At 56.9% G+C, this 26810-nt stretch carries 28 protein-coding genes and 1 other RNA gene; 15 read left to right on the top strand and 14 right to left on the bottom strand.

What is annotated here, in order from left to right; all coding sequences use genetic code 11:
• Positions 1–140: 140 nt before the first annotated feature.
• From purC to ACR0JW_RS02380, 6 genes are all read left to right on the top strand, one after another.
• Entirely contained in the window at positions 141–896 is a 756-nt protein-coding gene (gene purC, locus ACR0JW_RS02405; protein ID WP_170616901.1) for a phosphoribosylaminoimidazolesuccinocarboxamide synthase, read from the top strand.
• 253 nt (positions 897–1149) lie between these two features.
• Positions 1150–1380, top strand: coding sequence for a phosphoribosylformylglycinamidine synthase subunit PurS (purS, locus tag ACR0JW_RS02400; RefSeq protein WP_170676976.1), 231 nt, complete (start codon positions 1150–1152; stop codon positions 1378–1380).
• A 32-nt stretch (positions 1381–1412) separates the two neighbouring features.
• The gene (gene purQ, locus ACR0JW_RS02395) at positions 1413–2081 is read left to right on the top strand and encodes a phosphoribosylformylglycinamidine synthase subunit PurQ (RefSeq protein WP_170676978.1); all 669 of its coding nucleotides are present in this window, start codon (positions 1413–1415) and stop codon (positions 2079–2081) included.
• 60 nt (positions 2082–2141) lie between these two features.
• Positions 2142–3896, top strand: a complete 1755-nt coding sequence (locus tag ACR0JW_RS02390) for an ATP-binding protein (RefSeq protein ID WP_170676980.1) — start codon at positions 2142–2144, stop codon at positions 3894–3896.
• Between the two features lie 12 nt (positions 3897–3908).
• Positions 3909–5243: a sigma-54-dependent transcriptional regulator gene (locus ACR0JW_RS02385; protein WP_480713632.1), complete on the top strand. Its 1335-nt coding sequence runs from the start codon at positions 3909–3911 to the stop codon at positions 5241–5243.
• 494 nt (positions 5244–5737) lie between these two features.
• On the top strand, positions 5738–8563 hold the full coding sequence (locus tag ACR0JW_RS02380) for an Rne/Rng family ribonuclease (protein ID WP_480713551.1): 2826 nt from the start codon (positions 5738–5740) through the stop codon (positions 8561–8563).
• A 53-nt stretch (positions 8564–8616) separates the two neighbouring features.
• On the opposite strand, the gene ACR0JW_RS02375 is transcribed toward ACR0JW_RS02380, so the two are convergent.
• Entirely contained in the window at positions 8617–8850 is a 234-nt protein-coding gene (locus ACR0JW_RS02375; RefSeq protein WP_170676984.1) for a sulfurtransferase TusA family protein, read from the bottom strand.
• Positions 8851–8955: 105 nt separating this feature from the next.
• Here ACR0JW_RS02375 and ACR0JW_RS02370 point away from each other — a divergent pair, with 105 nt between their 5' ends.
• From ACR0JW_RS02370 to ACR0JW_RS02355, 4 genes are all read left to right on the top strand, one after another.
• The gene (locus tag ACR0JW_RS02370; RefSeq protein ID WP_170615107.1) at positions 8956–9708 is read left to right on the top strand and encodes a cytochrome c biogenesis CcdA family protein; all 753 of its coding nucleotides are present in this window, start codon (positions 8956–8958) and stop codon (positions 9706–9708) included.
• A gap of 63 nt (positions 9709–9771) precedes the next feature.
• On the top strand, positions 9772–10974 hold the full coding sequence (locus tag ACR0JW_RS02365) for a hypothetical protein (RefSeq protein ID WP_170676985.1): 1203 nt from the start codon (positions 9772–9774) through the stop codon (positions 10972–10974).
• The gene (locus tag ACR0JW_RS02360; protein WP_480713550.1) at positions 10971–12320 is read left to right on the top strand and encodes a cytochrome P450; all 1350 of its coding nucleotides are present in this window, start codon (positions 10971–10973) and stop codon (positions 12318–12320) included. Before ACR0JW_RS02365 ends, ACR0JW_RS02360 begins: the two co-directional genes overlap by 4 nt.
• Before the next feature lie 72 nt (positions 12321–12392).
• Positions 12393–13274: a fructose bisphosphate aldolase gene (locus ACR0JW_RS02355; protein ID WP_170676989.1), complete on the top strand. Its 882-nt coding sequence runs from the start codon at positions 12393–12395 to the stop codon at positions 13272–13274.
• A gap of 1 nt (position 13275) precedes the next feature.
• On the opposite strand, the gene ACR0JW_RS02350 is transcribed toward ACR0JW_RS02355, so the two are convergent.
• The 4 genes from ACR0JW_RS02350 to fumC are packed head-to-tail and all read right to left on the bottom strand — an operon-like array spanning position 13276 to position 15731.
• A complete protein-coding gene (locus ACR0JW_RS02350; protein ID WP_170824556.1) occupies positions 13276–13884 on the bottom strand; it encodes a DNA-3-methyladenine glycosylase I in 609 nt (202 codons plus the stop codon).
• 58 nt (positions 13885–13942) lie between these two features.
• A complete protein-coding gene (locus tag ACR0JW_RS02345) occupies positions 13943–14164 on the bottom strand; it encodes a ribbon-helix-helix domain-containing protein (RefSeq protein ID WP_170676993.1) in 222 nt (73 codons plus the stop codon).
• Positions 14161–14337 carry a DUF4169 family protein gene (locus ACR0JW_RS02340; RefSeq protein ID WP_170676995.1) on the bottom strand — a complete coding sequence of 59 codons (177 nt, stop codon included), beginning with the start codon at positions 14335–14337 and terminating at the stop codon, positions 14161–14163. The genes ACR0JW_RS02345 and ACR0JW_RS02340 overlap by 4 nt, the downstream gene beginning before the upstream one ends.
• Positions 14337–15731, bottom strand: coding sequence for a class II fumarate hydratase (fumC, locus tag ACR0JW_RS02335; protein WP_170676997.1), 1395 nt, complete (start codon positions 15729–15731; stop codon positions 14337–14339). The genes ACR0JW_RS02340 and fumC overlap by 1 nt, the downstream gene beginning before the upstream one ends.
• Before the next feature lie 255 nt (positions 15732–15986).
• Between fumC and ACR0JW_RS02330 the strand changes: the two genes are divergently transcribed.
• Entirely contained in the window at positions 15987–16502 is a 516-nt protein-coding gene (locus tag ACR0JW_RS02330) for a hypothetical protein (RefSeq protein ID WP_480713631.1), read from the top strand.
• Positions 16503–16541: 39 nt separating this feature from the next.
• Here the strand turns inward: ACR0JW_RS02330 and ACR0JW_RS02325 are convergent, their stop codons facing one another.
• The 9 genes from ACR0JW_RS02325 to ACR0JW_RS02285 all read right to left on the bottom strand — a co-directional run bounded on the left by ACR0JW_RS02325 (position 16542) and on the right by ACR0JW_RS02285 (position 23527).
• Positions 16542–17000, bottom strand: a complete 459-nt coding sequence (locus tag ACR0JW_RS02325) for a ClpXP protease specificity-enhancing factor SspB (RefSeq protein WP_170824555.1) — start codon at positions 16998–17000, stop codon at positions 16542–16544.
• 76 nt (positions 17001–17076) lie between these two features.
• Positions 17077–18330: a chromate efflux transporter gene (gene chrA / locus ACR0JW_RS02320; RefSeq protein WP_170677003.1), complete on the bottom strand. Its 1254-nt coding sequence runs from the start codon at positions 18328–18330 to the stop codon at positions 17077–17079.
• Entirely contained in the window at positions 18330–19142 is an 813-nt protein-coding gene (locus ACR0JW_RS02315; RefSeq protein ID WP_480713549.1) for a chromate resistance protein ChrB domain-containing protein, read from the bottom strand. Before ACR0JW_RS02315 ends, chrA begins: the two co-directional genes overlap by 1 nt.
• 127 nt (positions 19143–19269) lie before the next feature.
• Entirely contained in the window at positions 19270–19701 is a 432-nt protein-coding gene (locus tag ACR0JW_RS02310) for an ester cyclase (protein ID WP_480713548.1), read from the bottom strand.
• A gap of 93 nt (positions 19702–19794) precedes the next feature.
• Positions 19795–20141, bottom strand: a transfer-messenger RNA (tmRNA) gene (gene ssrA / locus ACR0JW_RS02305).
• 36 nt (positions 20142–20177) lie between these two features.
• Positions 20178–20540 (bottom strand): DUF4345 family protein, encoded by a 363-nt coding sequence (locus tag ACR0JW_RS02300; protein ID WP_170677007.1) that lies wholly within the window; start codon positions 20538–20540, stop codon positions 20178–20180.
• A 62-nt stretch (positions 20541–20602) separates the two neighbouring features.
• Positions 20603–21253: a hypothetical protein gene (locus tag ACR0JW_RS02295; RefSeq protein ID WP_170677008.1), complete on the bottom strand. Its 651-nt coding sequence runs from the start codon at positions 21251–21253 to the stop codon at positions 20603–20605.
• Between the two features lie 13 nt (positions 21254–21266).
• On the bottom strand, positions 21267–22667 hold the full coding sequence (locus ACR0JW_RS02290; RefSeq protein WP_170677010.1) for a selenium-binding protein SBP56-related protein: 1401 nt from the start codon (positions 22665–22667) through the stop codon (positions 21267–21269).
• Positions 22668–22795: 128 nt separating this feature from the next.
• Positions 22796–23527, bottom strand: coding sequence for a FadR/GntR family transcriptional regulator (locus tag ACR0JW_RS02285; RefSeq protein WP_480713547.1), 732 nt, complete (start codon positions 23525–23527; stop codon positions 22796–22798).
• A gap of 86 nt (positions 23528–23613) precedes the next feature.
• Here ACR0JW_RS02285 and ACR0JW_RS02280 point away from each other — a divergent pair, with 86 nt between their 5' ends.
• The 4 genes from ACR0JW_RS02280 to ACR0JW_RS02265 are packed head-to-tail and all read left to right on the top strand — an operon-like array spanning position 23614 to position 26724.
• Entirely contained in the window at positions 23614–24405 is a 792-nt protein-coding gene (locus ACR0JW_RS02280) for a DUF2182 domain-containing protein (RefSeq protein ID WP_480713546.1), read from the top strand.
• A 4-nt stretch (positions 24406–24409) separates the two neighbouring features.
• Positions 24410–25114: a DUF1326 domain-containing protein gene (locus tag ACR0JW_RS02275; protein WP_170615090.1), complete on the top strand. Its 705-nt coding sequence runs from the start codon at positions 24410–24412 to the stop codon at positions 25112–25114.
• Positions 25114–25620 carry a DinB family protein gene (locus tag ACR0JW_RS02270; RefSeq protein WP_170677700.1) on the top strand — a complete coding sequence of 169 codons (507 nt, stop codon included), beginning with the start codon at positions 25114–25116 and terminating at the stop codon, positions 25618–25620. The genes ACR0JW_RS02275 and ACR0JW_RS02270 overlap by 1 nt, the downstream gene beginning before the upstream one ends.
• Positions 25621–26724, top strand: coding sequence for a dimethylsulfoniopropionate demethylase (locus ACR0JW_RS02265; protein WP_170677016.1), 1104 nt, complete (start codon positions 25621–25623; stop codon positions 26722–26724).
• Positions 26725–26810 lie beyond the last annotated feature (86 nt).

The raw sequence follows: 26810 nt of genomic DNA, 5'->3' as shown, positions 1-26810 counted from the left end.
ATTGCACGTTGTGGACGCAAGGGATTTGCGCTGCGTCAAAGCCTCTCGGGTTGACGAACTTGCGGGAAAGGGGGGCTTGGACTATGAGAACGCCAACGTGAGGGGACTCATTCCCGCTCAGCAGACTGGAAAGGTCGCACATGGCGCGTCGCAAGAAAATCTATGAAGGCAAGGCCAAGATCCTGTATGAAGGCCCGGAACCGGGCACAATCGTTCAGTATTTCAAGGATGACGCCACGGCTTTCAACGCAGAAAAGAAAGACGTCATTGACGGAAAAGGCGTGTTGAACAACCGCCTGAGCGAGTTTTTCATGACCGGCCTGACGCAGATTGGCGTGCCAAACCATTTCATTCGCCGTCTGAACATGCGCGAGCAGCTTGTGCGCAGCTGCGAGATTGTGCCGTTGGAAGTGATCGTTCGCAACTACGCCGCAGGCTCGCTGTCCAAGCGTCTGGGCATCGCCGAAGGGACACAGTTGCCGCGCCCGATAATCGAGTACTGCTACAAGGATGACTCGCTCGGCGATCCGCTGGTTTCGGAAGAACACATTGCGGCCTTTGGCTGGGCCAGCCAGCAGGATATGGAAGATATCCTCAGCCTGGCGCTGCGCGTGAACGATTTCATGAGCGGTGTGATGCTGGCTGTGGGTATCCGTCTGATCGACTTCAAGATCGAGATAGGCCGCGTCTTCGAAGGTGATTTTCAGCGTTTGCTCGTGGCGGATGAAATCAGCCCGGATAGCTGCCGCCTGTGGGACATCGAAACCGGCCAGAAGCTCGACAAAGACGTGTTCCGGCGCGATCTGGGCAATTTGACCGACGCCTACTCCGAGGTTGCCCGGCGTCTGGGCGTTCTGCCCAAAAGTAACGTGACCAAGCCGACATTGATCAACTGACCTAACAGGTCCGTTCGATTTGGAACAAAGCGCTGCCTCGGTTGAGGGGGCGCTTTTTCTTTGTTCAGTTCGGCAGTTGCCAATCCGGCGTGTTGGAGCATGTCTGGGGTTCTTTCAAAAGATGACAGATGCCTCTGCGTCAAACTGCATACCCCGTAGCCGCCAAGAAGGGTTGTCCAGCGCCCACAACCGCGCTATCCCCCGCGCAACGAAATGGGGCCTGGACCTTCGCCCCACAGGTGGAGTTTCGAAAATGAAAGCACGGGTGCATGTCATGCTCAAGAACGGGGTACTGGACCCTCAGGGCGAAGCGGTGCGTCATGCATTGGGTGCCATGGGCTTTGATCAGGTCCAGAGCGTGCGTCAGGGCAAAGTGATCGATCTGGAACTTGCAGACGGCGCGACCGAGGCGGACATCACCGAGATGTGCGAAAAGCTGTTGGCTAACACGGTCATCGAACGCTACGAAATCGAACTGGTCTGAGCTTTCTCGGATCTGATCAAGGAGGGTCGGCCATGCGCGCAGCCGTAATCGTATTCCCCGGATCCAATTGCGATCGGGACCTTGCAGTTGCTTTTGAACGGGCGGGTTTCCAGGTCGAGATGGTCTGGCACAAGGATGCCACATTGCCCGAGGGTGTGGACATTGTCGGTGTGCCCGGCGGATTTTCTTACGGCGACTACCTGCGTTGCGGTGCAATTGCGGCCCAGTCGCCGATCTGCAAGGCCGTTGTTGACCACACCAAGCGTGGTGGTTACGCCATTGGCGTTTGCAATGGATTCCAGATTCTGACTGAAACCGGCATTCTGCCCGGGGCGCTTCTGCGCAATGCCGGGTTGAAATACATCTGCCGCACAGTTGGCCTAAAGGTCGAAACCAGCGACAGCGCGTTTACGCAAGGCTACAATTCGGGGGATGTGATCGGAATTCCGATTGCTCATCACGATGGAAATTACTTCGCTGATGACGTAACATTGTCGACGCTGCGAGAGCATGACCGCATTGCGTTTACCTATGCCGAGAACCCGAACGGGTCGGTCGGCGATATTGCGGGCATTCTTTCGGAAAACCGTCGCGTTCTCGGAATGATGCCCCATCCCGAGCGGGCAGCGGACGAAGGGCACGGCGGCACCGACGGAACGGCGTTGTTCCGCGCATTGTCCGGGGTTTTGGCACCAGCGTGACTTGAGGTCGCAACGCCGGACGCGTAAATTTCACGTATGAGCTCCGTCGCGCCCACGAACATGCCCAAAATAGCGAAACCGCTTCGCGGCGCGCCGCTTGGATGGCGGTTGCGGGTTGCGGTTATCGTTTTGCTGGTCGCTGCCTCAGCCACAGTGTGGGTCACGAACCGTTTACTGACAGACAGGTTTACCGAATCCACCCGCAACCGGGCTGAGTTGCGGTTGACCCTGTATTCCGGAAACCTGCTGAGCGAGCTGCGCAGAAATTCGATCGTTCCGCAGTTGCTGGCGCGCGACCCGACATTGATCGCGGCATTGCAGTCGGGCGATTTTTCCCTTTCGACCCAACGCCTGATATCCTTCGTTGAAGAGATCGGCGCGGCCTCGCTGATGCTGCTGGACCGTGATGGTCGCTCGGTCGCTGCCACGGACCGCAATCGTCTGGGTGAGTTGCATCGCAACTCGCCCTATTTTGTCGATGCGGCGCGATCGAACTCGACGATCTTTACCGTGATCGAACGGGAATCGGGCGGCTACAGCTTTGTCTACTCCCGTCGCATGGAAGCCGGAACCGAGACCCTGGGCGTGATCGTTGTCGAGGTCGACCTGCAAAAATTTGAACGCGCCTGGGCCGGGATCTCCGATGCTGTCATGGTCGTGGACAGCACCGGCACCATCATTCTTTCAACCGAACCGCAATGGCGGGGACTGGACGAAAAGGCCGCAATGCTGCGCCAGCCTCCGCAGGGCGCGATTCAGCGTGCTATACGCGCGACCACTGACTGGACGGTCCTTCCGCCCGATGCCTATCTGCAAGGTGAGGCTGTGATGCGGATGGAGACCCGAATTCCGTTCCGTGGCTGGCAGATGACGTCCTTCACGACTTATTCCTCGATCCGGGAGAAGGTGAACAGCGTTTTGGCGCTGGAGATCATGGGCTTTGCGATTCTTCTGGCGCTGGCCTTCTATGCGCTCAGCCGACGCGCGGCCGTTCGGATGGTATCGATTCAGCGCGAGTCGGCAGAGCTTCGCGCATTGAACGCAAGGTTGCAGCGGGAAATCGCTGAGCGGGAACGGGTTGAAAAGACACTGGAAGTGGCCGAACAAACGCTGGCCCAAAGCTCGAAACTTGCCGCTTTGGGTGAGATGTCGGCCGCCGTCAGTCACGAGTTGAACCAGCCGCTGGCCGCCATGAAAACCTATCTGGCCGGCGCGCGTCTTTTGTTGCGCCGCAACCGCCCGGAAGAAGCGCTTGCAAGCTTTGGCCGCATTGACGGATTGATCGAACGGATGGGTGCGATCACGCGGCAGCTCAAGTCATATGCACGCAAGGGAGCGGACGCGTTTTCCCCTGTAAATCTTGGAGAAGCGCTGGCCTCGTCCCTGTCGATGATGGAGCCGCAACTGCGCCAGCGGCAGGTGAAGATCACACAAATTCTTCCCGAGGAGCCGGTGGTCGTGATGGGCGACCGGATGCGAATTGAACAGGTGATGGTCAACCTCTTGCGGAACGCGCTGGACGCCACCAAATCGGTGGCAGACCCGGATGTGGAAATTATCCTTGCGGCGGGCGATACTGCGGTACTGACGGTGCGCGACAACGGGTATGGTATAGAAGATATCGAGAACCTGTTTGAACCGTTCTACACCACCAAGCAGCCGGGTGACGGTGTTGGACTGGGGCTTGCCATCTCGTCGGGGATCGTGAACGACCATGGCGGACGGCTGACCGCACGCAACGGACAGCACGGTGGTGCAGTTTTCGAGATGCAGCTGCCGATACTTGGAAGCGACGGCCTTGAGGCCGCTGAATAACGAGGAATGACTATGGCACAGGCCATGAAAATCGCCATTGTGGACGACGAACAGGACATGCGCCAGTCGATCAGCCAATGGCTGGCGTTGTCAGGATATGACACCGAGACCTTTTCCAGCGCCGAAGACGCGCTCAAGGTTCTTGGTCCGGATTACCCCGGTATCGTCATTTCGGATATCAAGATGCCGGGAATGGACGGCATTCAGTTGCTGAAAAAGCTGATGGGGGCCGACAGCACGTTGCCCGTCATCATGATCACGGGCCACGGCGATGTGCCGATGGCGGTCGAGGCGATGCGGGTTGGGGCGTTCGACTTCCTTGAAAAGCCGTTCAATCCGGATCGTATGTCCGAACTGGCAAAACGCGCCAGCAATGCGCGTCGTTTGACCCTGGATAACCGCGCACTGCGGCGCGAGTTGTCAGGTGGTACGCAGATCATGAATAAGCTGATCGGTGCCAGCCCGGTGATGGAGCGCCTGCGCGAGGATATTCTCGATCTGGGTCAGGCTGATGGTCACGTTCTGATCGATGGTGAGACCGGCACGGGCAAAACGCTGGTGGCGCATGCACTGCACGCAGTGGGCAGCCGCGCGGGCAAGAAATTCGTTTTAGTGTCCTGTGCCGCGCTTGAGGAAGAGGCGCTGTCCAAGCGTTTGTTTGGCCCGATGATGCCGGAAGACGCACAATTGCCAGCCATCGAAGAAGCGCGCGGCGGCACGCTTGTTCTGGAGGATGTCGAGGCGTTGAGCGACACACTGCAGGCACGTCTGCTGAGTGTCATGAACGATCAGGGTACTCCGGCCGAAACACGGATTGTCGCGATCTCGAACCTGCAGGAAGCCGGCAAGACAAGCGAGGATGTGTTGCGTCCCGACCTGTTCTATCGTCTTGCGGCTTTGCGGATCACCATGCCGCCTTTGCGCCAGCGGGGCGAGGACATTCTGACGTTGTTCACACGTCTCAGCGAGCAATTCGCCGAAGAATATGGCTGTGATGCGCCGCAGGTCAGCGCGCAGGAGGCGGCGCAGCTTTTGCAAGCCCCATGGCCCGGAAATGTGCGTCAACTGATCAACATTGCCGAGCGCGCGGTTTTGCAGTCTCGGCGTGGGTCCGGAACCATTGCGTCTTTGCTGATGTCTGATCATGAAGAGATGCAACCGGTGATGACGACCGAGGGCAAGCCGCTGAAAGAGTATGTCGAGGCGTTTGAACGGATGCTGATCGACAACACCATGCGCCGCCACAAAGGTTCGATTGCGTCTGTTATGGACGAATTGTGCCTGCCGCGTCGGACACTGAATGAAAAGATGGCCAAATACGGCCTGCAACGTACTGACTATCTATGACGTATTTCAGAGGGGGCCAGCCCCCTCTTGAGGCATTTTTGAACAGAATAAGCCGGGCGTCGGATGTGTCCGTGCGGTCAGATGCAGTTTGCCCATTGTCTTTTCCACAGGACTGCTTTTATTGTGTCCGGACGGGCAGGGCAGTTTTTGCGCCCTAAAGTCCCGAATCTTTGAGTTTCGCTGCGACGCCGCAAAAGGTGGTGCACCTTCCCGCCAGGCGACGCAGACCGATTGTGCCCCAATAGGGGCATCTGAACGCCTTAACCCGTGAAATGGCGGGTGAAAGGAATAAATGGGCAGGTAGCGGACGACCGCGCCTGTCGGAGAAGAACCGCGATGACGCGCGCGCAACGATTGAGTGACCGGGCAGGGGGCCAAAGCGCCAGACCCTGCCGCGCGCCGTCCGATATCGCCCTGACAAGACACCACCCCAAAAGCGCCTGTCCCCCCGGACGGGTAAGGACAACGCGTTTGGCGCGGTGCACCAAGGACAAATGGCTAAGAAAATGCTTATCGATGCCACCCACGCGGAGGAAACCCGCGTCGTGGTGGTCGACGGAAACAAGGTCGAGGAATTCGATTTTGAATCCGAAAACAAACGTCAGCTTGCCGGCAACATTTATCTTGCAAAAGTAACACGGGTTGAACCGTCGCTTCAGGCGGCGTTTGTGGACTACGGCGGAAACCGACACGGTTTTCTGGCGTTTTCCGAGATCCACCCGGACTACTATCAGATCCCTGTCGCCGACCGTGAAGCGCTGATGGAAGAGGAACGCGCCTACGCCGAAACGATGAAGGCGCGGGACGAAGCCGAAGAATCCAAACCCAAAAAGCGCCGGTCCCGTTCGCGGACCAAGGCGGCGGATGTGAAATCCGACGATGCCGTCGAGAGCATCGAGGTTTCGTCCGAACCCACGGGTATGGAAACGATCGATCTGGATGAAGGTGAAGAGGCGGTTGATCTGTCCGTTCCCGAAGGAACCTCTCCGGTTGAGCTTGTCGGCGAAACCCCGGTTGAAGAACCCGTTGACGATGCTGACGCGCCTGAGGAGGCGGAAGGCGCGGCTGAGGATGCAGGGCAGGAAGTGGAGGCCGAAACCGTCGACACAGCAGACCGGGAAGAACCAACTGAGGCCGAGCCGGAAGATGGATCGGAAGCCGCTGCATCGGAAGATGTGGCTGGCGACGCAGAGGCCGTAGCTTCAGAGCTTGAAGAAGCGGTTGAGGACGACGCCGAGGACGACAGGGCAGGCTCCGAGGACACAGATGATTCCGAAGCTTTGCTGGATGCCTCCACCAAGGATGAAACGATCGAGTCCGTGGCGGATGAAGATGACAGCGAAGATATCCGCCCGCCGCGCAAACCGCGCCCGCGTCGGTATAAGATTCAGGAAGTCATCAAGGTTCGCCAGGTTCTGCTGGTTCAGGTCGTCAAGGAAGAACGGGGCAACAAGGGTGCCGCTCTGACCACGTATCTGTCTCTGGCCGGGCGCTACTGTGTACTGATGCCAAACACCGCCCGTGGCGGCGGGATCAGCCGCAAGATCACCAATGCGCCAGACCGGAAGAAGCTGAAGGAAATCGCGGCGGAAATCGACGTGCCGACGGGTGCGGGTCTGATCATCCGTACCGCGGGCGCCAAGCGAACCAAATCCGAAATCAAACGGGACTATGAATACCTTCAGCGCCTGTGGGAACAGATCCGGGAACTAACACTTCAGTCCATCGCGCCTGCGAAAATTTACGAAGAAGGCGACCTGATCAAACGCTCGATCCGCGACCTCTATAATCGCGATATTGATGAGGTTCTGGTCGAAGGCGAGGGCGGATATCGCATCGCCAAGGACTTCATGAAGATGATCATGCCGTCACACGCCAAAAACGTGAGACGGTATGAAGACGCGCTGCCGCTATTCGCGCGCTACCAGGTTGAAAGCTACCTGGCGGGGATGTTCAACCCGACCGTGCAGCTGAAATCGGGTGGCTACATCGTCATTGGCGTCACCGAGGCACTGGTTGCGATTGACGTGAACTCGGGTCGCGCCACCAAGGAAGGCTCGATCGAGGAAACCGCTCTCAAGACGAACCTTGAAGCTGCCGAAGAGGTGGCGCGCCAGTTGCGTCTGCGCGATTTGGCTGGTTTGATCGTGATCGACTTCATCGACATGGACGAGCGGAAGAACAACGCCTCTGTCGAAAAGCGTCTGAAAGAGAAGCTGAAGACAGATCGGGCCCGCATTCAAGTTGGCCGAATCTCGGGCTTTGGTCTGTTGGAGATGAGCCGTCAGCGACTGCGTCCGGGTATGCTGGAGGCGACAACGCAACCTTGCCCTGCCTGCCATGGTACGGGACTGATCCGCTCGGACGACAACATGGCGCTGACCATTCTGCGTCAGATCGAAGAAGAAGGCACTCGCCGCCGCTCGCGCGAGGTGCTGGTTCGGTGCCCGGTCAGCATCGCTAACTTCCTGATGAACCAGAAACGCGAACATATCGCCCAGATCGAATCGCGTTATGGATTGTCGGTTCGGGTCGAAGGCGATGTGCATCTAGTAAGCCCGGATTTCTCGTTGGAGAAGTTCAAGACCGCCAGCCGGATCGTTCCCGAGGCAACCGCACCAGTCGTTTCCGTTGATGCGTCCCTGATGGATCTGGTTGACGCGACGGATGAGGATCAGCCGGAAGAAGAAACGGTACAGGCGGAAGACGAAAGCAAGCCAAAGCGCAAGCGCCGCCGCCGTCGCCGCAAGAAGAACAACGGCGCATCTGACACCCCAGAAGCAGCGTCTGATGACGGCGATGCACCATCGGAGGCAACTGAAGTGGCCGCTGCCGATGTCGAAACCCAGGATGCAAGTGTGTCCGAGGGTGAGGATGAAAGTGAAAAGCCGGAACCCAAGCCCAAGAAACGTCGCGCACCTCGTCGCCGCAAAAAGGACGCCGAGGCCGAGGTTGCTGCAGAGGCACCTGTAGAGGCACCCGAGGCTCTGGCTGATCAACCGGTTTCGGAAGAAACCGCGGATAAGCCGCAGGAAGCTGAGGAAAAAGTGGAGACTGCTGCGGCTGAACCTGAGTCGGGCGCGGAAGAAGAAACCTCAGAACCGCAGGTGGACGAAACGGCGCAAGAGGAACCTGTCGTTCCGGAGGAGCCGGAGGCTGAACCGGTCGCAGCACAAGACGTCTCTGAACCCGTTGTTGAGGAGCCCGTACAGGCTGCCGAGGAAACTCCGGAACCCGTTCTGGAAACCGTGGTCGAAGAACGTGAACCCGCCCAGCCACCAAAGCCCAAGCGGCGCGGATGGTGGTCGTTGGGCCAATAATACGGAAGGCGGGCGGAAAGCCCGCCTTTTTCATTTACTTCGTGAGTTCAAATTCAGGCCGATTTCCGGATCAGATAAACCTGGTGTCCGTCGATTTCCTCCTGCGACAGCAGGCTGTGCCCGCTTTCCGCACAGAAATGGGGGACATCGATGATTGCAGCGGGATCGTCGGCCAACATGCGCAACACAGCACCCGCCGGCATGGATTTCAGACGTTTGCGCGCTTTGAGCACGGGCAACGGGCACAACAGCCCCAAGGCATCAAGGGTTTCGGTCGGTTCAGACATATCGTTCAGATATTTCCACTTTGTCACGGTGTCCAGCACGCAAGCACGAGGATGTGACCGAATGGCCTCGTGACGCCGCCGGTTTCATACCCTATGTGCTGTTTCATGTTCGGAATTGAAATCATCGACGCGGGGCTTTTGCCTGCCATGTTCATCGCCATGATCGGCGGGTTGATCAGTTTTCTGTCACCCTGCGTTTTGCCGATCGTTCCGCCGTATCTGGCGTATATGAGTGGTGTGACCATCAACGAGATGCAGGATGAAACCAAAGCCCGCCGCAAGGCAACGCTGGCGGCCCTGTTTTTTGTCATGGGCCTGTCGACGGTGTTTTTGCTGTTGGGCTTCACAGCTTCAGCTTTTGGCGCCTTTGTTCTGACCAATCAGGTACTGTTCGCCAAGTTGTCTGGCGCGGTTGTCATCGTGTTCGGGCTTCACTTTCTGAACGTATTCCGCATTCCGATCCTCGACCGCGAGGCGCGCATGGAAACCGGCGATTCCAGCGGGTCCGTGTTCGGAGCCTACATTTTGGGCCTTGCGTTTGCATTCGGCTGGACGCCCTGTATCGGACCGCAATTGGGGGCCATTCTGTCGCTGGCCGCGTCCGAGGCTTCGGTGGCCCGGGGAACATTCCTGCTGGGTATATACGCCGCAGGGCTTGGTATTCCGTTCCTGCTGGCCGCTATGTTCCTGAACCGGTCAATGTCGGTCATGAACCGCATCAAGCCCTACATGGGTACGATAGAAAAGGCGATGGGCGGGCTTCTTCTGTTTGTCGGTATCATGTTGATAACCGGCCTTTTCACCGAGTTCAGCTGGTGGCTGCTGGAAACCTTTCCTGCGCTGGCAACGCTGGGCTGATTTTCCGATCCATCTTACCTTGGCCGTAATGCTGCGCTAACCTGCGTCGCAGAAGGTACGAGCATGAGCAGTCAGAAAAACCAGTTGCAGGTGCGCAAGCGCCGGGTGTTCTACATTCCGGGATACGATCCCATTCACCCGCGTCGATACCGCGAGCTTTACCGAAGGGAAGGGCGCGCACAGGGTGAAATTTCCGGTTATGACATTTCGTTGTCGGCCCGAACGAATGACGGTCCATATGGCTGGCACGTTTCCTCATGTCAGGACGGGGTCGCGGTCGACACCGATTTTGAAGTTCTGGTTTGGTCAGACATTGTCCGCGACAGCATGGAAACCTCGATAGCCGCGACTTACCTTCAATTGGCGCGGACGGTCTGGATTTACCTGTCCACGGGGGCAATTTGGCGTCTGATGCGCTTGCGCAAAGGCCCGGTGATTGCAGCGCTTTACCCGGTGGGCATGTTGCTGGCGCAACTGATGGCGGCTTTTGGCGTGGTCTGGGCCGGTTTTACCTTGCTGGGTTGGCCCGGTCTGGCAGCAGGGCTTGTAGTAGCGCTTGTTTTGCTGCGCTGGTTTCGAAAGATCGATAACCGGCTGTTTGCCTATTACCTGATGCATGACTACGCCTATTCCTCGCGCGAACGGGGCGGTGTGCCCCCGGAAATGCAATCTCGAATGCGCCAGTTTGTTGAACTGATCGGGCAAGCTATGGAAACAGAAGTGGACGAGGTTCTGGTGGTCGGGCACAGCTCGGGCGCGCATCTGGGCGTATCGGTTCTGGCCGACCTATTGCGGTCAGAACCCGTGTCCGAAGACGGACCTGTGTTATCCTTTCTGACATTGGGGCAGGTGGTCCCTATGGTGTCCTTTCTGCCCGATGCCCATCAGTTGCGCAGTGATCTACAATTCATGTCGTCCAGGACAGACCTGACTTGGATCGATGTCTCGGCCCCGGGCGACGGCTGCGCATTTGCCTTGTGCGATCCTGTGTGCGTCAGCGGCGTCGCCGGATCTGATAAGCGTTGGCCTTTGGTTCTGTCTGCTGCGTTCACGCAAACCCTTTCAGCAGACCGTTGGAAGGCATTACGCTGGCGGTTTTTTCGACTGCATTTTCAATATCTCTGCGCCTTCGACGAGCCCGGCGATTATGACTATTTCCGTATCACTGCCGGGCCACTGACATTGGGGGAACGGTTTCGCAACCGGGCACCATCGCGTTCGCGGATCGAAGAGGCGGTGTCAGGTTACACGTCGGTGCACTCGTGACCCCACCAAAACCCGTCTCTCGTCCCGACAAGGTGTCTTTGTGGCGCTATCTGAAGCTCTTTCGTCAGGATATCCTCTCGGCACAACCGCAACGCTTGTATCGGGCCTGGATGGCCGAGTTCAGGACGCCGTTCTTTCGGTCTTACATGATCAATCAGCCTGAACTCATTGATTTGGTGCTGAAACAACGCCCCGACGATTTTCCGAAGTCCGGCCGGATCAGCGAGGGATTGCGCCCGCTGCTGGGCGACTCCGTCTTTTTGACCAATGGCGAAACCTGGAAACGCCAACGCCGCATCATTGATCCGGCGTTTGAGGGGGGGCGGCTGAAGGACACGTTTCCGGCCATGTATGCAGCGGCGCAGGCCAGTGTTGACCGACTGCGAACGCGCGGCGGCCAGTATATCGAATGCGAAGAAATCACCAGTCACGCCGCCGCAGATGTGATTTTTCGTACTTTGTTCTCTGTTCCGATCGAACACACGGTGGCCGCACAGGTTTTTGACAAGTTTCGCACCTATCAGCGGGAACAACCGCTGCTGAACCTTGCGGCCTTTGTACCTGTCCCTAGCTGGGTGCCCCGGTTTCATTCCCGCAAGACCCGCAGGACAGCGCGGGAAATCAGGGACTTGATTGCACGCCTCACGGACGAGCGGGCGGAGGCAATAGCCCTGGGGAAAGCACCCGATGACCTTGCAACCAAGATCATGACCAGGTCGGACCCGGAAACAGGGCGTTGTTTCGGGACGCAGGAGATGATCGACCAGGTGGCCATCTTCTTTCTGGCCGGGCACGAAACCAGCGCCTCGGCACTGGCCTGGGCACTTTATCTGATGGCGCTGTATCCGGAATGGCAGGATAAGGTCGCGGCAGAGGCGACGGCATTGGACGATCCTTCATTTGCCGCCGTTTCAGGCTTGAAGCTCAGTCGAAGTGTGTTTCGCGAGACCCTGCGCCTTTATCCACCCGTGCCCATGATGGTGCGAGAAGCCACCTGTCCCGAGCGTTTCAGAGATCGGGACGTCCCGCAGGGGTCGCAAATTGTTATCAGCCCGTGGCATTTGCACCGTCATGAGCGCCTGTGGGAAAACCCGGATGCCTTTGATCCAGCGCGGTGGGAGACGGAAAACGGCAGGACCTGCCAGCGGCACGCCTTCATTCCCTTCTCCGCCGGATCGCGGGTTTGTACCGGGGCAGGGTTCGCGATGATTGAAGGACCGCTGATCCTGTCGATGCTGTTAAAGCACTATCGGTTTGAGCCGGTGACCGGACGCGATCCTGTTCCGGTCGCGCATCTGACCGTTCGCTCGAAAGCCGGGATATGGCTGCGGCTGGTTGAGCGCTAACAAACTACCATCGGTCAACGCCTTGTTGTATGCGATGGAAAACACGGAATCATTATTGAACAGGAAACAGATATGTCCAAAGCAGAACAGCGCGCGCAAATGTCCGACGGTGCAGGCTTCATCGCGGCACTGGATCAAAGCGGCGGTTCTACACCTAAGGCGCTGGCGCTTTATGGTGTTGAAGCCTCGGACTACAACTCGGAAGAAGAGATGTTCGGAGAAATCCAGAAGATGCGCGCACGCATCATTCTGGCAGACGACTTCACCAAAGCTAAGGTGATTGGCGCTATCCTGTTCGAACGCACCCTGAACGAAGAAATCGAAGGCCGCAAGGTCGCCGATTATCTGTGGTCGGCCAAGGGCATCGTTCCATTTCTGAAAATCGACAAGGGACTGGAGGATCAGGCCAACGGCGTTCAGATGATGAAACCGATCCCCGGTCTGGCAGAAACGCTGGCCAAGGCCGATGGTGTCTTTGGAACAAAAGAACGCTCGGTCATTCACGAGGCCAACGCAGAAGGTATTGCCGCTGTTGTGGCTCAACAGTTTGACGTCGCACGCGAGGTGATCAGCGCGGGCATGGTCCCGATTGTCGAACCCGAGGTGAACATCCATTCGGAAACCAAGGCCGAGGCTGAGAGCATCCTGAAAGCCGAGATCCTCAAGAACCTGGACCAGTTGGCCGAGGGCCAGGACGTCATGCTGAAGCTGACGATCCCAAGCGAAGCCAATCTGTATGATGAAGTGGCAGATCACCCGCGCGTTCTGCGGGTTGTGGCCCTGTCGGGCGGCTATTCCACAAAACAGGCCTGCGACCTGTTGAACCAGAATGGAAAGATGATCGCTTCCTTCTCGCGCGCGCTGACCGAAGGTCTTTTAAAACAGCAGTCCGATGCCGAATTCAACGCGGCCTTGGGCGGTAACATCGACAAGATCTATCAGGCTTCGGTCTGACTTATTCTAAAACCGGAACTTTGAAATCGCGGCGCAATTGCGCCGCTTTTTCACGCATGATGCAGCCTTCGGCGTGATCGTTGACCAACCCCATGGCCTGCATGAACGCGAAAACGGTGGTAGGCCCCACGAACTTCCATCCGCGTTTCTTCAGGTCTTTCGACATTGCGACCGATTCCGGCGATGTCGACGCTGTTTGCGGCGGTGGGGGAGTTTCAGCCTCATACCGCCAGACATATGCGGCCAGAGAACCCTCAACCCTGATCAGTTCCTGAGCGCAGCGGGCGTTGTTGATGACAGCCTCGATCTTGCCGCGGTGCCGGATGATCCCCGCATTCTGCAAAAGGCGTTCAACGTCTGCTTCAGTAAACTCTGCCATCCTGTTGAAATCAAAGCCGCAAAACGCTTCCCGAAAATGTTCGCGCTTTGACAGGATGGTTCGCCAACTCAGTCCCGACTGAAAGCTCTCAAGGCACAATTTTTCGAATAGACGCTGGTCGTCTGAGACCGGATAGCCCCATTCCTGATCATGATAGTCAAAGAACTCCGGCGCGGCCTGACACCAGGCACAGCGCGGTTGACCGTCAGGCCCGGTGATCGTTTTGCTCATGTCTGTACCTATTTTGTTCCAAATCAAGGTACACTTGGCTGCCAGACCTTTACAAGCCTCAATCCCGGTTGCGATACCAGTTCAGAACAAAGACTCGAATGGCGGAAGCCAAACCTGTTTCAGGATCGCGGGCCGCATCAATTTCCGCCGCCAGGGAATTGATCGGCTTATCTTTTTCCCGTGCGATGTCACGGAACGCGCGCCAGAATTCGTCTTCCAAAGAAACCGAAGTGCGGTGCCCCTGAAGGGTCAGCGAGCGTTTGACCGGGCGGCCACTCATTCCTTCAGCTCGTGATTGTCGAGGTCACGCTTCTGTTTGTCTTGTCGAAGCCTGACAACCTCTTTTTCGGCCTTGGTTTGTCCAAAAGCCACAGCGTTTTGATCTGCGCGGGCCTTATTTTCAGCCCGCGCTTTCTGTTTTCGGTACCGGTTCAAATTTACCGGCTTGCCCATCAGTCTTTCGGGCCAATCATCTGTTCAGGGCGTACCACTGCGTCGAAAGTGGCCTCATCCACAAAGCCAAGTGCGATGGCTTCTTCCTTGAGGGTGGTACCGTTCTTGTGGGCAGTCTTGGCAACGGTCGTGGCATTGTCATAACCGATGGTCGGCGCAAGCGCAGTGACCAGCATCAGCGATTCCGTCATCAGCTTTTCGATGCGCGACTCGTTGGCCTTGATGCCCAGCAGCATCCGTTCGGTAAAGCTGTCAGCGGCGTCGCCGAGCAATTGAATGGATTGCAACAGATTGTAGGACATCATCGGGTTATAGACGTTCAGCTCGAAATGACCCTGGCTGCCAGCGAACTTGATCGCGGCGTCGTTGCCCATGACATGGGCGGCCACCTGCGTCAGCGCCTCGGCCTGGGTCGGGTTTACCTTGCCCGGCATGATCGACGAACCCGGTTCGTTTTCCGGCAGGATAAGTTCGCCCAGCCCCGACCGGGGACCGGAGCCCAGAAAGCGGATGTCATTGGCGATCTTGTAGCAACTACCGGCAATCGTGGCCAAAGCACCCGACAGGAACACCATCGCGTCATGCGCGGCCAGTGCTTCGAACTTGTTGGGCGCCGTGACAAAGGGCAGGCCGGTGATTTCGGCCATGTTTGCGGCAACCGCATGGTCCCAACCGTGTTGTGTGTTCAGACCGGTACCAACAGCGGTACCACCTTGCGCCAATTCATAAATGCCGGGCATTGCGGCATGCACACGGGCAATTCCCTGACGAATCTGATGGGCGTACCCGCCAAACTCCTGACCCAGGGTCAGGGGCGTCGCATCCTGCGTATGCGTGCGTCCGATCTTGATGATGTCCTTGAATTCCTCAGCCTTCTGCTCAAGCCCGGAAGCCAGCTTTTCAAGACCCGGCAGCAGGACGTCACGAACGCTCATTGCTGTTGCGATGTGCATCGCAGTTGGGAAGGTATCGTTGGATGACTGCCCCATGTTGCAGTGATCGTTCGGATGCACTGGCTCTTTCGATCCGATAACGCCACCCAGAATCTCGATGGCGCGGTTCGCGATGACCTCGTTCGAGTTCATGTTCGACTGGGTGCCGGATCCGGTTTGCCAAACGACCAGAGGGAAGTTGTCATCAAACTTGCCCTCGATCACTTCTCCGGCCGCCTGAATGACCGCATCCGCAATTTTTGCATCCAGCTTGCCGGTGGCCTTGTTCTGCATCGCGCAAGCTTTTTTGATCACACCCAGCGCGCGAACGATGGCAACCGGCTGCTTTTCCCACCCGATCGGGAAGTTCATGATCGAACGCTGTGTCTGAGCGCCCCAATACTTGTCAGCGGGCACTTCCAACGGGCCAAAACTGTCGGATTCGGTGCGGGTCTGAGACATCTGTCACTCCGTCGTGTATGCAATTGTATGCCGTTTAGCGCCAAGCGGGTTGCAACGCAATCGGCCAGTTGCGCGCACCTTAATCTCAAGGGTGACAAAGGTATAGGCAGAGAGCAGCGACAATTTTGTTGCCAACGGGTGCATCCGTCCCATTGTGCCCGCGTCATGCTGAGCTACAATATAAGCATTATTGCGATGGAGGATCTGATGCACGTTTCCCGCACGACATTTTCCCCGACACTTGTCGCAATAGTGATGTGTGCATTTGCGTGGGTGCTTGTCTCCAGCCATCCCGCGCAGGCGTCCAGCATCGGGCCGTTTTTGGGTGATTATACTGGGTCAGCCAATCTCGTGGACGAAGACGGGAGCGAGACGCCCAGAGACATGAGCGTTTCAATTCACGAAACCGACAACGGCTTCAATGTGAGCTGGACGACGACCACCTACAAGGCAGATGGGCGTATCAAGGAACAGAAGTTCTCGATCGACTTTCAGCCGTCAAACCGGCAAGACGTGTTTTCTGCAGCGATGAAACGCAACGTGTTCGGGCACGAGGTTCCACTCGACCCCATGAAAGGAGAGCCTTTCGTCTGGGGGCGCATTGATGGCGAAACGCTGACCGTGTTTTCCCTTTTTATCTCGGAAACAGGTGGGTACGAATTGCAGCAGTTTGACCGAACACTGGCCGAAGGCGGGTTGAACCTGTCGTTTTCGCGGTTTCGCGATGGGGTAAAATCCCGCTCGGTGGAAACGTTTCTGAAAAAAGAATAACCCCGCTCAAGGCGGGGTCTGTTTCAAGCGGAAGCTTGGCTATTTCCGGAAACTGTCCAGGGAAACCACATCCGCGTCATGCGGTTCATCCGGTTCTTCGACCTCGATGATTTCTTCGATATCTTCGTCCGTTTCTTCCTCGTCTTCCGGACTTTCGAAACGCAGCCCGAATTCCACAGACGGATCAACAAAAGTCTTGATGGCCGTGTACGGAATATAAAGCGGTTCAGGCGCATCACCAAAATTCAAAGTGATGGAAAACCCCGCATTGCCCACTTCAAGGTTTTCGAACCAATGCTGCATTACGATCGTCATTTCCTGCGGATAGCGTTGGCGCAACCAATCGGCCAGTTCAACACCATCATGCCGGGTATCGAAGGTGATGAAAAAGTGGTGCGCACCTGGCAGTCCATGTTCCGAAACGCCGGTCAAAACCGTTTTGATCAGACCGCGCATGGCGGTGTGCATCAGGTTTCCATAGTCGATGTCTTGCGACATGTGTCATCCTCAAAAGTGGTAGCGTCTAGCATAGGGGATTTCAAAGGAAACGAAAGGCCGCGTTACACCTGATTGTTCATAGGAGGTTCAGTAAAATTCCGGCGCAGGCCATCAGACCCAAAGTCGGAACCATCCCGATTTTTAGGCGGAAAATCAACACTCCGGCAGCTAACGTCAGTATCAAGGCAGCGACGTCCAAAGTCGAGGTGTCGGGTACGGGAATTGATACAGGACCCAGAGTTTTTTCCGGAACTTGTTCAAATAGAACATTGAGGGCAAACCACAAGGATAGGTTGAGAATCACCCCCACAACTGCAGCGGTAATCCCGTGCAGAGCCGCAGACAGGCGCGGGCGGGCCGCCAGTTGATCCAGGAACGGCGCGGCAAGAAAAATCCACAGAAAGCAGGGAACAAACGTGGCCCAAAGGGCCACGGCACCCGCCGCTATAGCCATGGATGCGCCCCCTGACAACTGACCCGTCAACATGGCCACGAATTGTGTTACCAAAATCAGTGGGCCCGGCGTCGTTTCAGCCAACCCAAGCGCATCGATCATCTGGTCCGTGCTGATCCATTGATATGTGTCGACGACTGTTTGCGTCATGTATGCCAGAACGGCATAGGCACCACCAAAAGTGACAACTGCGAGGCGCGCAAAGAACCACCCCAGATCGCTGAGAAGTTGCTGCCCCGTCAGGGTCAGAACAGCCAAGGGCCCAAGCCAGAGGGTCAGCCAAATCACCGCAGTTCTGATCGGACGGGACATGGTCGGGGCTGCTGGCGCGGGTGTCGAAGGGTGCTGACCTTTGAAGGTCGCGAAGCCCCAGAGAGCGGCTGCAAATATGATAAGTGGAAACGGCAGGTTAAGTGCAAAAATTGCCAGAAAGCCCAGCAAAGCAAGGATGCGATGTTCGGCATCGGACAGAGCCTTTCGCGACAGGTTTCGCAAAGCCTGCAGTACGATGACGATTACGGTCGCCTTGATGCCCAGAAACCCGGCCTGTACAACCTGAAGTTCTCCAAAGGCGACATAAAGACCAACCAGAACCGCAATGATGATGGCGCCAGGTATGACGAAAAGGCCACCCGCGATCAATCCGCCAAGCACACCGCGCAGGCGCCAGCCGGCATAGGTTGCAAGCTGCATCGCCTCGGGCCCCGGTAGCAACATGCATAAGGACAAAGCGCGCAAATAGCTTTGTTCGTCCAGCCATGGTCTGCGTTCGACCAGTTCCTGATGCATAAGTGAAATCTGTGCTGCGGGACCACCAAACGACAGCAGCCCAATCCGGCCGAATACCCGGATCAATTCGGAATAGTCGGGTGTCATTATTTTTGCTCGCCGGGCCAGTTATGGCCTTCTTCATACCCGTCCCGGGCCCAACGGTACAGCGCATCATACAGAGCAAGGCCAGCTAACAGGTTCTCATGATCATCCCGGTATTGGCGGGACAGGCCAACGGAAAGAGCGAGCAGACCGGCCGCCTCGGGTGCGAGATCGTGACGGTCTGTGTCTGCCGCCCGGACAACAGTCGCCATCCGGTCAAGCGCGGGCATGTGAAGGTCGAACTTGTCCAGCATTGTGTCAAAGGTGCATTTGTCCCCGTCATGGCCCCAGACCGTGTTTTCAATATCAAATGGGGTGGCATTGAATATTCTGGCCGCTTCCTTCACTTCCGACGGCGCGACAAACAGAAAACGCGCATTGGGGTCGACAAAACGCCGGATCAGCCAAGGGCATGCGATGCGGTCTATTTTGGGCCTGTGTCGGGTCACCCAAAGCGTCCGATTGTCAACCAGGGGCGGAATAGCGGAGTAGGGGACGCTTGGCGCCCCCGGCGTATCGCGCCAAGCCTGTATACCGCCCTCCAGAAACTCGGCCTGTTGTCCTTCGCTGCGCAGCCACGAAACTACGCCCTGGCTCAGCTTTTTGCCTTTTTGGCAAATGATTACACTGGAGCGCCCATCGATCGTCGCCATAAGGCCCTGCATGTCTGACGCGGTATGCCGTACTGAACCCGGAATCAGGACCGGATCCGCTGCAAAGTCTTCCTCGAGGCAGATATCCACCAAAACCAGCGCTGTCGGTGTTCCGATCAGTCGCAGCAGTTGTTTGGAGGTGATGGAATTTGGCGCAGCCATGGCATGTCTCCTGTCGCGTTCGGATACATGCGAAACTTGGGCTGACGCCTCACGGGGCGTTCGCAATGTTACCCCATACCCTTTGCTAACGTGGAACGGCTTTCATGGTCAAGGTCGCAGGTTTTGATCAGGCCCAGTCCAGTCTTAGTCCGGTCATGCAGACGGGCAGGGTATCTTCGGGAAACTGTCCAAGCTGTTCAAAAAAAGAAATAAAGTCGAACTGATTATAAGCTTCGACCATGTACCCGTCTTTGATACGCGCGATGACGCTGCCGCTTGCCTGTAGTGGTGCGCCATTGTCGGCGCGTGTCGTCTGTAGATGGACAATGGCAGAAACCCAATCGCCGTCTTCGATTATCTTCGGCAGGTCGACTTTTATGTCGCCAAGGATATGCCGGAATGCGGTCACCAGATCACGGAAATCGTCAGCGCCGACCTGCATTTCCGGGATCAACCCCTCGGCCAGCGTGTCGGGGGCAAAGAACTGTCCGATGGCTTCTGTGTTGCCGTTTTCCCAAACCTCTGAATACCACTGCCTGAGCAATTCGGAATGTGACATCGCCGCTCTCCCTTCTGATGGAAGTGACGATGGCAAAAAGGAATGAACAATCCCTGAACAAGAGAGTGTTTCTGACCGGACAAATTGCATTGAAATGCAGGTTTCTGTTGCCAGGTACCTGCGAACCCCGCCTTACGCTGCTAGGCGCAAGGACTTAAGTTTCGGTCTTGCTACTGCTTACGCAGCAACTGCAACCGGAGCACGATTGTCGTTTGCAATTGTACTATTTTCGCCGATAACGGTGGCAGACAGCCGAGACAAAGCTAACTCCTTTAGACGTTCGTCGATCCTGTTTCGGCCCCATGTTCCCCAAACGAAGGATATTGGTGGAGCCGCCGGGTACCGCCCCCGGGTCCGATCCGCTTATTACGAGCGCGTTTATGTCCATAGTCCCGAAGGACCCTTCATATATAGGTGACGTTCCGATCGGATGCAAATCCAGATTTTCGCTGACGTAATTGTTTCTTTTCAGTTTATTAAACTGACTTGTTCATGTTCGCCAGGATCAGCCAGATTGCCAACGCCAGTTCGATTCCGCCGAAAACCATCGCCTTGGCCAGTGGCGGGTTGTCCAGTGCAATCGATACGAACCGGCCCAATGCCGCGCCGGCATAGACCACGCCAAGCATCGTGTAGGCCATTGGGTTATTGAACCACAAAACAGCAAGGCCGGTGACTACGAACAATCCGCCAACCGAAGCGCGCATCTCGCTCAGGCCCATGGTGCTGTTTGTTGGGGCTAAATCCAGTGAAGCCGCAGTCCAGGCCGGAGCCAGAAAGCCGAAAAGGCCAAAGCCGATTGTCAGTATCGCGGCAAGCGTATTCAGGGTCGGGGTCATTCCGGTCTCATGTCGTTTTTGTTGAAAGGGAGAGTAATGCGCATGTTCGCAAAGGAAAGAACCTAAATTGCCGACCACAGGCCCAGTATCCCCACAAGAATAAGGCTAAGTGCCCAGATGAGTTCGAGGTTGAACCAACTGCGTGACAGGAATTGCAGACCCAACCAGCGATAGACGGCATAGGCCAGAATGCCTCCGCCCAAAACCATTGCGGCTGTGTGAAGCGCGGCAACGGCCAGCACCAGAAGACCGTTGGTCGTCATGATCTCGGAAACCGCACGATGCCCGGCGTCCAGCTCATCCAGATTGCAAAGTCCCAGATAGATTGGAACCAGCATAAGCGCGGCGCCATGGGCCAGAGCGACAAGAAATGACCACAATGCCAGCTTTCCCGGAGGAACACGGGAGAGGGCGCGGGGGTGGCGACGGACAATCGCGATGTAAAAGCCCATGGCGATAACGATCAGGGCTGCGCCGATCCTAATTTCGCGCTGGTAATCCACTAAAACCGCCATCAGCGCGAACGGCAGCAAGACCCCGAGCATGGCGAGAAAGTGCCCCCCAGCCAAGGCAGTCAGCGCTCGCCAAAGGGCCGATTGCTTCTGCTCCATCAATGCCGCTGAAACGGCCAGCGGCCAGCCCATGCCGGGGTTCAGGCCGTGATATGCACCGCTAAGCACAACGGCCAGCCACAGGCCGGCCGTTGATGTCATCAGGAACTCCAAATCAGACGGACGGGTAGCAGAAACTGTCCGTCGAACAGTCGCCGCCTTCTAGCCGGATCTGGTGGCTGCGATAGCCCTTGGGGAAGTCGACCCAGAACTTGGGGTCCAGTGTCAGGCCGCCATTGTCACCGACATCGGCCTTGACCATGGCTGCGCCGCGTTCGCCCGGATAGAACTGATCATCCCAGGTGGAGTACAGCGAGTTGGTCCAGTAGACGCGTTTGCCATCCCGGCTGATCTCAACCATCTGCGGTCCGTAACCAAAGTCATTGCCGTTGGGATGCTTGGTCTTTTTGACGATCCCACCGATCTCGACCTTGCCGGCCAGGGTCGGGTTCATCGGGTCCGACACATCGTATTGATGCATCTCACCGGTGCCCCAACAGGCAACATAAAGGTACTTGTCGTCCAGACTCAGATCGATATCCGTGACCAGAGGCGGAACGGCCGAAAACCCCTTGAGAAGATCGGGAAGATCTTCGGGATCAGCGGGTTGCGGATCGATTGTGATGGTCTTCTTGGCTTCGAACGTTCCGTCGTCATTGCGCCACCAGGTGAAGATGGCACCTTGAAGATTAGTGGTATCCACCACAACGCCACAGAAGCCGTGTTGCTTGACCGGATCATGCGCCGGGCGGATTTCCAACGCCATCTGATGGTTTTCACCCAGATCGATAGTTTGGATATTCGTGCGGCTGCGCAGGTTCCAGAAGTGGATGCGGTGGCCGTACTTGTTCGACAGCAGATCCTCGGCCACGATCCCGTTTTCAAACTGCGGCGGCAGCGCCCATTCAGAACTGACCATGTAATCACGCGGCAGGTTCCACCAGAAGTCATAGTGTTTGTCCTGAACCCCGCGTTCGATTTCATATCGGCCTATGATCTCGAAGCTTTCGCAATCCATGATGAAGATACCCGGCGGGCCGTCTGTGCCGTCTTTGCCACCGCCACCCAATGTGCTGACGTAGATGCCTTCGGGGCCGCAGTGAATGGTATGAGGCCGGGAATATCCCGTCTTGGCAAAAACTTCCTCGGGTTCGATGATCTTGTGAATCTTCGCTTCCAGCGGGTTTTTGACATCGATGATGTAAATGCGGCTGGACCGTATGCCGGGAATGATCAGATAGCGGCGTTCTAGAAATGCATGGCCGCTGAGCGGCGACAGCGATGATGAGCAGGCATTCCAGCCGAAATGGTGAAACTCGTCACCCTTTTCGGGCATGATCACCTGATGAACGATTTTTCCGTAATCCGCCGAAGTCGGATCGACGTTAACGACAGCCAGACCATCCGGTTGCGAAAAGTCGGGGCTGAGCATCAGCGTGAAGGCCAGAGTTTCCGTTGGGCCCTCCATCGCCAGCTTGGCGGATGGGTAAAAGGTTGGGTCCGGTCTTTGGTTCATAACGTCCTCCCGTAAGTAATTGTAATTCAATTTGCATTGAGAGATCCGGTCTTCATGCCGGCTGTCATGCTGCCTGCCCGAGTGTCCTTTTCGTCTGCCTCCTCCGTCAAGCTTTATCTGATGCGAAATCAGGCTGGGTTGCGTCGGCGTTCAGCCACGTCATGGGCCAGTTGCCTCGTGTAGGTTTCCAGTTCGACGAGCGTTCGGTCCACCGCCACCGCATCCCGCACCTCAATCGAATCGGCGATCCGGTTGTGCAGCGCAATGATCTCTTCCCGGGACCGGGCGGAGAAGGTGATCATGTTCATCAGCGGCTGCATCGCTTCGACCGCACCCGCCAACTGGTAGGACAAAACCGGATTGCCTGCGGCGTCGACCAAAGCGCGATGAAAAGCAACATCCGAGGCACAAAAGGCTTCATCGGTCAGCCCGGGTTGTGACTGACGATAGATTTCGGTCCGCATCGTGGTCAGGTGGTCCGGGGTGTGACGCGCTGCCGAAAGGGCGGCACAGGCCCGCTCGAGCGCGTAACGGGCTTCGCAGGCGGTGTCGAAACTGACAGCATTCATTGACAGCAGCAGGGTCGAGGTGGTGACTTGCTGCGAATAGGCGTCCTCAAAGCTCAGTTTGTTGACAAAAGCACCACCCGAAGCGCCACGCTGGGTTCGGATAAGTGATTGCGCGGCGAGCCTTTTGAGCGCCTCGCGTACGGTCGGTCGCGAGACCTTAAACTGTTCCGACAACTCGGCCTCGGACGGCAGGCGTGCGTCGACAATCAACTCACCCGAGACAATGGCGTCGCGAATGGCCTGAGCAATCTGTGCCGACAAGTCAGCCGGTTTTTTGGGATCAACTTTCATGTCCGACACGCCAAAACTCAGTTTTTATTTGTCTGACATTTAAAAGTCTGACATTTGAAATGCAAGGACTGAGTCGGGAGGAGCGAGTGAGTCGCGCAGTTTTACGCAGCGGTCTTTGGCTGAGTTTCTACATCACGATCCTCTGGGCGTGGTGGATGATGTTCTCGATGAGCCGCGACATGGACCTCGATCTGATCGGGCGACCGGGTCCGATGGGCGAGGCGATGCGCGTGATGGACCCGCGCATGGACATGTATATGCCCATGGCGGAATTCGGTCCGCTGTTCTGGATGTGGGCTATCATGATGGCGGCCATGATGCTGCCGACTTTGGTTCCGACGCTGCGCAGTTACGATGATCTTATCCACAGCGCCAATGGAACGCGTGCCGGTTGGGTCGGCGTTTTGGCCGGGTATTTTCTGGTTTGGGTTGGATTTGCCGCCTTTATCGCCGCGGTTCAGCTTTCGCTGCTTTTTGGCGGCATTGTCGACATGCTCGGTATCGCCAAATCCGGCTATTTCGCCGCTGGACTTATGATCGTTGTGGGCGCTTTTCAGTTCAGCCGCGTCAAAGAGGTGTGTCATGGTGTGTGTCACGCCCCGATGACGTACTTCCTTGGCCACTGGAAGACCGGTTTCCTGGGTGGCCTGCGGATGGGCCTTGGGCTGGGCGCATTTTGTGTCGGCTGTTGCTGGGGCTTCATGGCGCTGGGGTTTGTGGGCGGTGTCATGAGCCTGTTATGGATGGGTCTGGCGACCCTGTTCATGGTTTTGGAAAAATTACCCCAGATCGGTCACGCGGTCACACGACCGCTGGGGTTCGCATTGATCGCGGGTGGCCTTCTTCTGCTCGTGTATCCTATCATTTACGGAGGGTAAGCTTATGGCTAAAAACAGAAAAAAGGATTCCGACAAGCTTCCGATCAGCCAGCGGATCGACAGTCGCATGCCGAACCCCAAACGCCGCGAGATGAGCCCGACGGACTGGTCCATCAAGGGTGAACTGATCCTGAATTGCTCCTGCGATGTGTTTTGCCCCTGCGTGGTCTCGCTGGGCGCGCACCCCCCGACCGAGGGACACTGCCATGCCTGGATGGGTATCATCATTGATGAGGGGCACTATGAAGGTGAGGACCTGTCGGGCCTGAACGTGGGATTGCTGGTTGATATTCCCGGCCGTATGGGGGAAGGCCAGTGGAAAGTGGCCGCGTATGTGGACGAACGCGCCAGCGGCAAGGCGTATAACGGCTTGCTTCAGATATTCAGCGGGCAGGCCGGCGGAACGACCGGACTTTTTACCATGCTGGTCAGTGAAATCATTGGGGCCGAGCGTGCTCCGGTCGAGATTGAGCGGGACGGTACCAAACGTCGCATCATGATCGGCCGGAAGATTCAGGGTGAAATTGAAATGCTTGCAGGCAAGGACCCCGAGCATCCGGTGATGGTTTCCAACTCGAAATATTGGATGGGACCGGACATCATTGTCGCGAAGGGAAACAAATCAAAGGTTCGCGATTATGGCCGGGTCTGGGATTTTGGTGGCAAGTCCGCTGAAATCTGCCCCATCGACTGGCATGGGCCCAAATGATGATTACAGGTGCCTATGCGCGTCAAATGGCCAGATACAATAACTGGCAGAACAGCCAGTTAAAAGGATTCTTGCAAGCGCTGCCACAAGAAGAACTGATGCGTGAGCGTGGTGCGTTCTTTGGCTCGATCATGGGAACGGCCAACCATCTTTTGTGGGGTGACTGGATCTGGATTTCGCGCTTTGACAAGGGAACGGGACCGGGTGGCGGAATCCCGGAAAGCACATCTGTCTGCGCTGGTCTGTCCGATTGGATGCCGCTTCGTGAGACTGTTGATGTCCGTATTGCCAAATGGGCCGACGAGTTGGGTGACGACGTCTTGACCGGAGACTTTACCTGGTTTTCAGCCGCAAAAGAAGCTGATGTCACAAAGCCTTACGCGCAATGCGTCATCCACATGTTCAATCACCAGACCCATCATCGGGGACAGTTGCACAAGATGTTGACGGAAGCTGGCTCATCCGCGCCGGTCAGTGATCTGGTCTTTCTGCCGGAGGGTGCCTGAATGGCCCTGATTTCACCGTCACGCCGACTGCGCCGAACACCTTTTTCCGAAGGCGTCGAGGAAGCGGGTGTCAAAGCGTACACGGTTTACAACAGGATGTTGTTGCCGACGGTGTTCGAGTCGCTTGAAGCGGATTGCCGCCATCTCAAGACCCACGTTCAGGTTTGGGATGTTTCTTGCGAGCGCCAGATCGAGGTTCGCGGTCCTGATGCGGCGCGCCTGCTGCAGATGCTCACCCCGCGTGATCTGAGCGGAATGGTGACCGGTCAGTGCTACTATGTTCCGATCGTGAACCAGGCCGGAGGGATGCTGAACGACCCCGTCGCGCTGAAATTGTCCGAAGACCGCTTTTGGATCTCGATCGCGGACAGTGACTTGTTGTTCTGGGTCAATGGCTTGGCGAATGGGCTTGCACTGGATGTTCAGGTTTGGGAACCGGATGTCTCGCCTCTGGCGATCCAAGGCCCAAAATCTGATGAGTTGATGGCGCGTGTTTTCGGCGACGGGATCCGCGACATCCGCTTTTTCCGGTTCGGCCTGTTCCGGTTTCGCGGGCGCGACCTTGTCATCGCGCGGTCCGGATATTCGAAACAGGGCGGGTTCGAGGTTTATGTAGACGGCAGTGATATCGGTATGCCGCTATGGAACGCCCTTTTCAAAGCCGGGGAAGATCTGCATGTGCGCGCCGGTTGCCCAAACCTGATTGAACGCATCGAAGGCGGGCTTTTGTCTTATGGTAACGACATGACCCACGAAAACACCCCGCATGAATGCGGGTTGGGCAAGTTCTGCAATACGGACGTCGTGACGGAATGTGTGGGTCGGGACGCTCTGGTGAAGGCCTCCGAGAAGGGTCCCAAACAGCAGATCCGGCCGGTCGCGATTGACGGCGATCCAGTTCCCCCGTGCGACCGGGCCTGGCCAGCCTTCTGTGAAGGGAACCGGGTCGGCCAGGTCACATCGGCCGTCTGGTCGCCGGATTTCGGAACAAACGTTGCAATCGGAATGGTGCACGCCAGCCATTGGGCTGCGGGTACGGAACTGGAAATTCAAACTTCACGGGGCATGCGCAAGGCGGTTGTTCAGGCCAAATTCTGGGCCTGACGGGCAGGGGCTATACCCTCGTCACTGCACTCCACCCTGAATAATCTAACCAGGTAAATGCGATATCCTGGCTGTGAAAAGGAAAG

This window comes from Ruegeria sp. BG6, from assembly GCF_056538465.1.
The sequence above is the reverse complement of the archived record's forward strand: the minus strand, read 5'-3'. Positions and strand labels throughout refer to the sequence as shown.

What these genes read in the sequence shown, in the direction of transcription:
- purC (WP_170616901.1), top strand. Translation starts at nt 141, where the DNA reads ATGGCGCGTCGCAAGAAAATCTATGAAGGCAAGGCCAAGATCCTGTAT.
- purS (WP_170676976.1), top strand. Translation starts at nt 1,150, where the DNA reads ATGAAAGCACGGGTGCATGTCATGCTCAAGAACGGGGTACTGGACCCT.
- purQ (WP_170676978.1), top strand. Translation starts at nt 1,413, where the DNA reads ATGCGCGCAGCCGTAATCGTATTCCCCGGATCCAATTGCGATCGGGAC.
- ACR0JW_RS02390 (WP_170676980.1), top strand. Translation starts at nt 2,142, where the DNA reads ATGCCCAAAATAGCGAAACCGCTTCGCGGCGCGCCGCTTGGATGGCGG.
- ACR0JW_RS02385 (WP_480713632.1), top strand. Translation starts at nt 3,909, where the DNA reads ATGGCACAGGCCATGAAAATCGCCATTGTGGACGACGAACAGGACATG.
- ACR0JW_RS02380 (WP_480713551.1), top strand. Translation starts at nt 5,738, where the DNA reads ATGGCTAAGAAAATGCTTATCGATGCCACCCACGCGGAGGAAACCCGC.
- ACR0JW_RS02375 (WP_170676984.1), bottom strand. Translation starts at nt 8,850, where the DNA reads ATGTCTGAACCGACCGAAACCCTTGATGCCTTGGGGCTGTTGTGCCCG.
- ACR0JW_RS02370 (WP_170615107.1), top strand. Translation starts at nt 8,956, where the DNA reads ATGTTCGGAATTGAAATCATCGACGCGGGGCTTTTGCCTGCCATGTTC.
- ACR0JW_RS02365 (WP_170676985.1), top strand. Translation starts at nt 9,772, where the DNA reads ATGAGCAGTCAGAAAAACCAGTTGCAGGTGCGCAAGCGCCGGGTGTTC.
- ACR0JW_RS02355 (WP_170676989.1), top strand. Translation starts at nt 12,393, where the DNA reads ATGTCCAAAGCAGAACAGCGCGCGCAAATGTCCGACGGTGCAGGCTTC.
- ACR0JW_RS02350 (WP_170824556.1), bottom strand. Translation starts at nt 13,884, where the DNA reads ATGAGCAAAACGATCACCGGGCCTGACGGTCAACCGCGCTGTGCCTGG.
- ACR0JW_RS02345 (WP_170676993.1), bottom strand. Translation starts at nt 14,164, where the DNA reads ATGAGTGGCCGCCCGGTCAAACGCTCGCTGACCCTTCAGGGGCACCGC.
- ACR0JW_RS02340 (WP_170676995.1), bottom strand. Translation starts at nt 14,337, where the DNA reads ATGGGCAAGCCGGTAAATTTGAACCGGTACCGAAAACAGAAAGCGCGG.
- fumC (WP_170676997.1), bottom strand. Translation starts at nt 15,731, where the DNA reads ATGTCTCAGACCCGCACCGAATCCGACAGTTTTGGCCCGTTGGAAGTG.
- ACR0JW_RS02330 (WP_480713631.1), top strand. Translation starts at nt 15,987, where the DNA reads ATGTGTGCATTTGCGTGGGTGCTTGTCTCCAGCCATCCCGCGCAGGCG.
- ACR0JW_RS02325 (WP_170824555.1), bottom strand. Translation starts at nt 17,000, where the DNA reads ATGTCGCAAGACATCGACTATGGAAACCTGATGCACACCGCCATGCGC.
- chrA (WP_170677003.1), bottom strand. Translation starts at nt 18,330, where the DNA reads ATGACACCCGACTATTCCGAATTGATCCGGGTATTCGGCCGGATTGGG.
- ACR0JW_RS02315 (WP_480713549.1), bottom strand. Translation starts at nt 19,142, where the DNA reads ATGGCTGCGCCAAATTCCATCACCTCCAAACAACTGCTGCGACTGATC.
- ACR0JW_RS02310 (WP_480713548.1), bottom strand. Translation starts at nt 19,701, where the DNA reads ATGTCACATTCCGAATTGCTCAGGCAGTGGTATTCAGAGGTTTGGGAA.
- ACR0JW_RS02300 (WP_170677007.1), bottom strand. Translation starts at nt 20,540, where the DNA reads ATGACCCCGACCCTGAATACGCTTGCCGCGATACTGACAATCGGCTTT.
- ACR0JW_RS02295 (WP_170677008.1), bottom strand. Translation starts at nt 21,253, where the DNA reads ATGACATCAACGGCCGGCCTGTGGCTGGCCGTTGTGCTTAGCGGTGCA.
- ACR0JW_RS02290 (WP_170677010.1), bottom strand. Translation starts at nt 22,667, where the DNA reads ATGAACCAAAGACCGGACCCAACCTTTTACCCATCCGCCAAGCTGGCG.
- ACR0JW_RS02285 (WP_480713547.1), bottom strand. Translation starts at nt 23,527, where the DNA reads ATGAAAGTTGATCCCAAAAAACCGGCTGACTTGTCGGCACAGATTGCT.
- ACR0JW_RS02275 (WP_170615090.1), top strand. Translation starts at nt 24,410, where the DNA reads ATGGCTAAAAACAGAAAAAAGGATTCCGACAAGCTTCCGATCAGCCAG.
- ACR0JW_RS02270 (WP_170677700.1), top strand. Translation starts at nt 25,114, where the DNA reads ATGATTACAGGTGCCTATGCGCGTCAAATGGCCAGATACAATAACTGG.
- ACR0JW_RS02265 (WP_170677016.1), top strand. Translation starts at nt 25,621, where the DNA reads ATGGCCCTGATTTCACCGTCACGCCGACTGCGCCGAACACCTTTTTCC.